General features: G+C 64.8%; 2 protein-coding genes. Both read right to left on the reverse strand.

What is annotated here, in order from left to right:
* On the reverse strand, positions 1–2,376 hold a 2,376-nt coding region (locus ACWIQA_RS04440), incomplete at its 3' end, for a DEAD/DEAH box helicase (RefSeq protein ID WP_448581859.1).
* On the reverse strand, positions 2,373–6,905 hold the full coding sequence (locus tag ACWIQA_RS04445) for a Zn-binding domain-containing protein (RefSeq protein WP_448581860.1): 4,533 nt from the start codon (positions 6,903–6,905) through the stop codon (positions 2,373–2,375). The genes ACWIQA_RS04440 and ACWIQA_RS04445, both read right to left, overlap by 4 nt.
* Positions 6,906–6,929 lie beyond the last annotated feature (24 nt).

The raw sequence follows: 6,929 nt of genomic DNA on the forward strand, positions 1-6,929 counted from the left end.
GCGCCACACGCCGGCCCGGCCCAGTGCCTTGCCTTCGGCGGCTTGTGGGTCGAGCGCGCCCTCGGCCAGCGTTTCGGCCAGCGTGGCGACGATGGGGTGGACCCGACCGACGTGCATGACGCCGGGCAGCGGGTTGTCTTCGAAGCTGATGCGGCGCGTGCCGGTGAGGCCGCGCTGCTCGAGGCGCTCGCGCATGGCTTGCGGCAGGGAATCGAGGTGAATGAGTGTGTGGGTGGCCTGGGCCTCAAGCGGGGCGCCAAGTCGCTTGAGCGCACGGCTTGTGAAGCGGGCGACCTCGGCGGGGCCGCCGTTGAGCGCCCGCATTTTCTGCCAGTCGGGCAGGACCTCGGCGGGCTTCAGCGCGCCCTGCGCGTAGCGGGAGCGGCTGGCCTTGGCGCCTTCGGAACTGTCCCGCCACGTCCGTTCGAACTGCTCGGCCTCGGGACCGAAATCGAAGGCCAGCTGACTGCGGGCGCCGCCGCCACGGCGGAGCATAACGGCCTGCATGAGCGCTGCCGTAATGCTGGCCTGGTCTTCGGGCATGGGCACTGAGACGCCTGTCGCCTTCTCGATCTCTCTCGCCTTGCGGATGATGACATCGAGCACGGCGCCGTCGATGGCGCTGTTGGCGCCATACATCATGATGGCGCGCACCACCTCCGCCTGCTGGCCAAAACGGTCGACCCGGCCCTCGCGTTGCTGGTGACGGGTAGGGTTCCAGCTGAGGTCGTAGTGGACAACGGTATCGAACAACGTCTGGAGGTTGATGCCCTCCGACAGGCAGTCGGTGGCGACCAGGATGCGGCTCTCGTACGGTTCAAGGGCGTCGACACGGGCACGGCGCTCATCAGGCGCCAGCGTGCCCGTGACGACCTCGACCCTGGTCTTGGGGAAGCTGGTGCGAAGCAATTCGCCCAAGGCCGTCGCGGTGGCGATGAAGCGGCAGAAGATGACTGGGCGGGCACCTTCGGCCAGAAGGGGGCGCAGTTCGGCGAGCAGCTTCTTGACCTTGGGGTCCTCGCTGCGGCGGGCATCGAGAGCCTGGGCCCTGTCGATGAGCGCCTGGAGGGCCGACGCTTCCTCACCCTGTTCGCTTGCTGTTCCCGGCTCGAGATCGGTTTCGTTGAGGGTGCCGTCTTCCAGTTCGAACACCACCGGTTCGACCGCCTCTTCGTCAGCAAGGCCGCCCAGGCGATTGCGCAGGGCGCTCAGCGCGGCGGCGGGGGATGACCCGACGCAGCGCATGAGCGCGAGTGTGCCCCAGAAAGCGAGGCGGCGGCGGCGCTGGTCGTCGCCAGCGCGGTTGGTCACTTCGAGGCAATAGTCGAGCACCGCCTCCTGGAAGGCCGCGAAATCGCCGGTCAGCGTGAAAGGCGCTTCGAGGGAGAAGGGCTTGGCAAAGGTCCGCTTTTCCTCCCAGCCATCCTGGATGTCAGGACGGCGGCGCTGGACAAGGTGCTGGGCCAGACGCCGCGCATAGCGTTCGCGCGCGTTGGTATCACCAGCCTTTGGCCCGCCGGCGAGGTCCGGGTGCACGAGGCCAAGGAGGCGGTCATAGGCGAGCACATCACCGCTGTGCGGGGTCGCCGTCAGCAGCAGCATGTGGCGCTGCGCATCGGCGGCAAGGCGGCTCAGCAGTTCGTAGCGCTGTTGGCGCCCGCGTTCGCTGCCAACGCAGGTATGGGCTTCATCGACAATGACGAAGGGCGGGCACGCGCGGGCGAAGTCGTCCCGCCGGCTGTCGGCCTTGATATAGTCCAGGCTGACGACAGCGTAGGGATAGGCTTCGAACAGGCTCTGGGAGGTGGGGAGGCCACGCTCGAGACCCCGAGCGCGCGCGGCGGTGACGGCCACGGCGTCGATGTCGAACTTCTCGCCGAGTTCGCTGACCCATTGGTCAACGAGGTGCGGTGGACACAGCACCGCGAAGCGATCGATGAGGCCGCGATCGAGCCATTCGCGCAGGATCATCCCGGCTTCGATCGTTTTCCCGATCCCGACGTCGTCCGCGATCAGCAGCCGGGCCACCGGCAGCTTGAGGGCCATCATGAGCGGCACAAGCTGATAGGCGCGCGGTTCTACACCGAGATGGGCGGCGCTTCGAAACGGCCCGGCACCGCGGCGCAGCGACAGTCGCAGGGCATCGGCCAGCAGCCTGGCGCCATCCTGAGTGTCAAGCCGGTCCGCGGTGGGGGCGGCAAAGCTGGCAGCAGTGATCGGCGTTGGTTCAAGGGCCGGGACGATCAGCTGGGCATCGTCATCCGTTCCCGACAGAGGGCGCACGTTGAGCAGGTCTTCGGACGGCGAAGGCAGCACGATCCATTCGCGACCGCGCGCCCGCACCATGTCGCCCGGCGAGAAGTTCAGAGCACTCATTGGGTTACACCCAAAGCTTTGATGAGCGCGGGCGGTGGCTCAGCACCCGGCTGCGGGTCGACCGAAACGATATCCAGAATGCCGACCGCCGTTGCGGCGGCCGTCAGCTCTTCGGATGCTCCGCCCGGTACCGCCAACACACCGTGCGCAGGCCAGTATAGATCATGGAAAGCCCCGTTGAGCGTTACCGGCGACGGGGTCGGCATCCCCCACCTCGCCAGAGCCGCCACCCACCCGCTCTGATGCGCGCTTGGGCCTTCTTGCACCAGCTTCGCCCTGGTCAGCCGGCACAAGAGGTCGATGACTTTGGGCAAGCGGCGATTGATCAGTTCGTGGTCGGGCTGGTTATAGTAGGAAAGGATGCAGCGGTAGCAGCCGGCGACGCATGGATCGTCGGTTTCGACCATCGCGTCTGCCGCGAAGGGTGGCTTGTAATGCATGAGCTTTAGGCAAGCGTGTGCGACTTCGGCGACCTTTTCCGGGTCGGAGACAAGGCGGTTCAGCACGCCCGCGCCTCCCTCGGTCGCTTCATAGAAGAGGATGAGATTGCGCTGGTCGCGGGTGGGCAGGGGTTCGCCCAAAATCTCGCCCTCCTCGAGTTCGAAGACGAGCTGGATGCCACGAACGATCGCGTGCTGCAGCGTGGCCATCTCGTCAACCGACAGGGGTTGCGCGGGCTTAAGCAGCAGCGCGTTCTTGTGATCCTGCACCATGGGCACGATGCGCTGTGGGGGAGCCTCGCCCAGATCGCCCATGCCGTCATCATCCTCGCCATTGGCGGGATCCTTCAGCCAACGCCCGGAGTTCGGATCGATGAAGAACCCAAAGATTGTCTTCGATCTGCGGCGTCGCAGTCCCTTGTTGATGCGCGAGAGACGCGCGGCCGCGCCATAATCGAGACGCACTAGCTCGCCCATGGCGTCTCCAATGACCGCTTTGCGCATGTCCACGGCCCCGGTCTGGTCAGCCCATTGGAACAGGGTCTGGATCTCGAAGCCTCGGCGTTGACGGTCTTCGTCGTTAGCGGTGATCCGCTCGGATGGCGCGGTTTCGACATTCTCAATGCGCAGCACGTTGTCGAGGCGCTCGACGCCGGCCAGCGACGTGCCGCACGCGTGGCAGCGCTCCTGCAGCTCGTCAGTGTGCGCCGCCCCGCAATTCGAGCAGATGATGAGGGTTGACGTCGCCAGCTGCCCGTTGTCGAGCCGCCCCTCTGCGCGCAGCTTGGCCTTCACGACCCGATAGGCGCGGCCCTCGTGATAGATCATGCTATTGGGTCCGAACTCGGCAATGGCAAGAAAGCGCGGCCGTTGCAGCACGGCCCCCTTGGTGGCCGGAATGAATGCATAAAGCGGCAGCCGTGGAAAATTGTAGCCGGGCAGGAAGCCCTCCGTGGCGAGATAGCGGTAGGTGTAGAAATCCGATCCCGGCGAAGCCTTGCCGCACTCGAGAATTTCGAGCTCCCGCGACGCATTGCGATACCGCGTCGCCGCCGCTATCCGTTCTCCGGCTTTCAGCCCGACCTTGCTCTGGATGGCGTGGGCTAGTTCCTGTTCTCGTCGCGCGCTGGCGTGTAGGTTGCGCCACCGGTCAAAGGCCTCGGTGAAGCGGCCGAACGCCTCACTATCGGCTTTTTCGACAAAGGCATCAACATCCTCAAGCCAGGGCGCGTCGCGCAGGTTGATAGCCGGCAGAACCGATTGGACAAGACGCTTCATCACCGGCTTAGCCGCGCCGACCTTCGATAGAGTGCGCATGGGGCCGGCGATGCCGTCCTGGACAGGCATGCCCTCTTCAGCCATGTTGAGGTTCTCGGGGATTGACGGCTTCAGAGGCACACGGGCGGCCGCCAGCCATTCTGCGTGCAGATGGCTGCGCAGCAGGTCCTGGTTCGCCAGGTCAAGCGCCGGTGGGCGCACGACGCCTGCCACCAGTGCTCGCTGGTCAGCAAAATAGTATTGGTCGTGCGGCGATTGCGTCGCGCAGTAGACGACCACCAAGGCCGCTTGGCCGCTGCGACCTGCCCGCCCTGAGCGCTGCGCGTAGTTGGCCGGCGTCGGTGGCACGTTGCGCATGTAGACAGCGTTCAGGGCACTGATATCGACGCCGAGCTCCATGGTTGGCGAGCAGAACAAGGCGGGCAGAAAGCGGTCCGGCTCGAGGCTGTCCCGCATCACTTCCCGATTGTCTTTGAGACGCTTGCGGTCGGCGGCCTCGAACCGGAAGCGGTCTTCGCGCCACGCGCGCACCTCCTGGTCGACTTGGGCCGTGTGCTCGCGCGCTTCAAAGCTGTAGGGCAACTCGCCAGACTGGCCGAGCATCTCGGCCACTTGGGTGTACAGTTCTCGGAAGAAGAGGTTCTGGCGCTTGCCGTCGCGACGGCCCTCAGCCGGCATGAGCCGGAGAGCCGTCGGGGCCATTCGCCAAGCCGGGGCGTCGTAGCCGACGTTGACGCGCCGGACGAACTGGTGGGCTTCTGCGGCCTTCAGCAAGCCTTCTATGAGATGGTCATATTCTTTCGGGGGAACGTCCGACCCGCCCCACAAGCTGGGCTTGCGCAGCGCCTTGCCGAGCTTGCTCTGTCTCCCCGCGCGCAAAATTAGCATGGCTTCGGAGGCGTTGATCGTCGCGTTGCGCGGCGGGTTGATCATGAGGAAGCCGCTTTCCCGCAGTGCATTCTCCTCTTCGCGCTCGATAGCCCACGGTACGCGCAGCCGGTTGCGCGACACCTCGGCCATTTGCCGGAGCTTGGTCCGGTCCAGCGCGTCGGAAGCGACGGCCAGGCCTTGGCGCATGTGGTCAAACAGGATCTCGTACAGCTTGCGGCGCTGATCGGGCGTGGCCGCCGAGAGGCGAGGATTGCCGACAAATTCTGCGTCGTCGCTGACCAAGTCATCGAGTCCGGGGAAATGCGTCGTGATGAGGCCAACGTCTTCAAGGTTGGGGTTGGTGTAGCGCCAGCCCCGCCGCAGGTCCGCCCAAACGCGATGCGCAAGGATGTCCGACAGGGTTTCCTGTGCTTCCTGACGGTTTTGGTATCCCCTGGCGTTGGGATCCGCCATCCATTCGGCAAGCCGTTCCTGACGATCGAGATCAAAGCCCAGCGCCAACCGCACGGCCTCACCGAACTTATCCGCCCTGAGCCCTTGAGGGCCGGCTTCTCGCACCGCACGCAAGATCGCACCGCGTAAGAGGGTGACGAAGATGAAGTCGTTAAAGTGACCGGCCTGAAGGGCCGCGTCCTGCCGATTGTCGGTGAAACCCAGCAGCTTGCGCGTGTGCTTGGGCAGCGACCCGTCGGCCTCCATCCAGGCGAGAATGGTCGACACGATCAGCGTTGTCGCCGAGCTCCGACCTTCCGCCGACAGGCCTGCCAGCTTGTTGATCTCGCGGGCGCCAGGAGCGGGCTGATAACCGCATTCAGGGCAAAAGCGATATTTGCCTGGAAAGAACCAGGCCGGAATGCCATCGTCGCCAAAGCTGCCGTCGGGGCGGACCATGACGAGGCGCCCTTCATGCTTGCCTCGGTGCGATGCCTTCAGCCGTTCTTCGCCCGAGGCCGTGGGCTCCAACCAGTCGTCCGGATAGTCGGTCACTTTTCCTTCAAACCGGAACCCTTCATTGACAGCGGGCACAAGGTAACCGGTCTCGGTGCCGTCAGGCTCGGCTTCATCTCGGGCCGGGTCGTCGATGGAACGCGCGATGACCCGACGCTCCCCGTCAGCGTTGGAGATGGCGACACTGTGGTGCTCCTGGCCGCATTCGCGGCAAAAGAACATGGGATACAGTCGGGCGTTCTCGTCGCCTGGATGGAATTTCTGACCTTCTAGGCTCACGCGGCGCTGGTCTGCCGACTCCAGAGTCGCATAAGCTTGGCCGGCACCAGAGATGAACCGGTGCAGCTTGAAGGCCATAAACGCCCGCGGTGAGGTTCCACCGCGCTGGTCTTCCCGCTTGCCCATGACCCCCAGCATGTCGGCGATCGCACGTGCGCACTCAGGTTTCTCGAGCCCTGTGTGCTTGGCCAATGCCTCCGCCGCTTCGGGCAGCGTGATCGGCTTGCGGCGGCGGCGCTTTTCGTCGTCGTGGATGCCGATCTGTGTTTCGATCCAGCAAGCGAGGGGATGCTCAACCAGCTGCTCGTCTTTCAGATCCGGCGGGATCGGCTGAAGCACGGCCTGGCGCAGAGCATCGCCCAGCGTTTCGGCCTTGATTTTCGGCGATGTGGCCCGCCAGAGACTCTCGTCGATGATGCTGCCGGGCAGGATGGTTTGCCCAAACAACTTGGAAGCAACCTCCGCAACGGCTGCCGCCCGCTCGGTCTCGTCAGAAGAGCTCGACATTGTGGCCGACGTCCCGATGCAAATCAGGCTCTCGGAAGGGGTCAGCCGCTCCTTCACCCGACGGACCAGCATGGCGACATCGGCGCCTTGGCGTCCGCGGTAGGTATGGAGTTCGTCAAGTACGAGGAACTCGAGACCCTGGGCGTTTTCGATGACAGCTCGATCCAGCGGCTCCTGCCGGGTCATCAACAACTCGAGCATCATGAAGTT

This window comes from Thermaurantiacus sp. (assembly GCF_053487655.1).